Source organism: Arthrobacter sp. Bz4 (genome assembly GCF_003075455.1).
In the GTDB taxonomy this organism is placed as follows: domain Bacteria; phylum Actinomycetota; class Actinomycetes; order Actinomycetales; family Micrococcaceae; genus Arthrobacter_D.
Window position 1 is genome coordinate 1 of record NZ_QDAE01000067.1, and the last position, 1,350, is coordinate 1,350.

At 64.0% G+C, this 1,350-nt stretch carries 1 protein-coding gene and 1 other annotated feature; the gene reads right to left on the reverse strand.

The window, feature by feature from the left end:
• Window positions 1–30 precede the first annotated feature (30 nt).
• Window positions 31–1,295 (reverse strand): IS3 family transposase gene (locus tag DDA93_RS16065; protein ID WP_116779317.1). Its coding sequence is split into 2 segments (ribosomal slippage): window positions 31–992 and window positions 992–1,295, totalling 1,266 coding nucleotides; the frame shifts between segments, so codons are not numbered across the junction.
• Window positions 862–996, reverse strand: a sequence feature (AL1L pseudoknot). It overlaps the preceding gene by 135 nt.
• Window positions 1,296–1,350 lie beyond the last annotated feature (55 nt).

Here is a 1,350-nt window from a genome sequence, read left to right on the forward strand (position 1 = left end):
GAACCGCTCTGGGTTTGATGGAGACTCGCGCTATTTGATTTCCGCCAGCTGAGCGTGGTCGGTTTGGTCAGCATAGAACATCTGCTCGAACTCCGCGGGTGGAACATCGCCGAGGTAGCCGTGGAGGCGTTGGGTGTTGTGCCAGTGGACCCAGCCGAGGGTCGCTAGCTCGAGGTCTTCGACCGTCTTCCACGGTCCGGGTCGGGCGGGGCCGCGGACGAGTTCGGTCTTGTAGTAGCCGTTCACCGTCTCCGCGAGGGCGTTGTCGTAGCTGTCACCGACGGTCCCGATCGAGGGTGTTGCGCCGATTTCCGCGAGACGTTCGCCGTAGCGGATCGACGTGAATTGACTGCCCGCATCGCTGTGGCATCGAAGATCCTCGTGGTGAGCACCACGACCCCAACGGGCCATTTCGATCGCGTCGAGAACCATTTCGGTGCGCATGTGCGACGCGCATCGCCACCCGACGATCATCCGGCTGAACACGTCAATGATGAAACAGACGTACCCGACGCCGGCCCATGTCGGGACGAAGGTCAGGTCGGTCACCCAGAGCCGGTTCGGGGCCGCCGCGGTGAACTCCCGCCGGACTAGATCCGGGTGCCGCGCCGCAGCCGGGTCAGCCCTGGTCGTTTTGACCCGCTTCGAGCGTGTCGCGCCCTCGATGCCGGCGGCGCGCATCAACCGGCCCGTCTGGTCGCGGCCGATGTCCATTCCGGCCCGGCACGCAGCTTTCCAAAGCTTACGGACCCCGTAGACGCGGTAGTTGTTCTCCCACAGGGCCACTAGATCGGGTATCAGGACCGCGTCGCTGACGGTACGCGCCGATGGTGCACGGTCCCTCGCGGCGTAGTACGTGCTCGGAGCCACCTGCAACAGGCTGCAGATGGGCTCGACTCCAAGCGGGCGACCCTCAACGACGTGATCCTTGTTCGCGTCGATGAACGCGACTACTTCCGGTGTTGGCGGTCGAGCTCCGCCCCGAAGAAACTCGCAGCCCGTTTCAGGATTTCGTTCGCCCGACGCAGCTCCCGTACTTCTTGCTCAAGGTCCCGCATCCGGCCCGCATCCGCAGTACTCACACCGGCGACGTGCCCGTCATCGATGTCGGCTTGCTTGACCCACGACCGCACCGACTCAACCCCGTATCCGAGCTGAGTAGCCACCCGATGGACCGTCCCGTGCTCGGTCCCAAGCTCTGCCCGCAAGGTTCGAACCATCCGCACCGCTGCGGCTTTCTCCTCCGGCGAATACCGACGTGCCGTCGGCCTCCCAGTTCCCTGACTCTTTGCCATGACTCTATTCTCGTTTCCAAGGTCAGAAGCCTCCAACAAACCCAGGGCGGTTCAG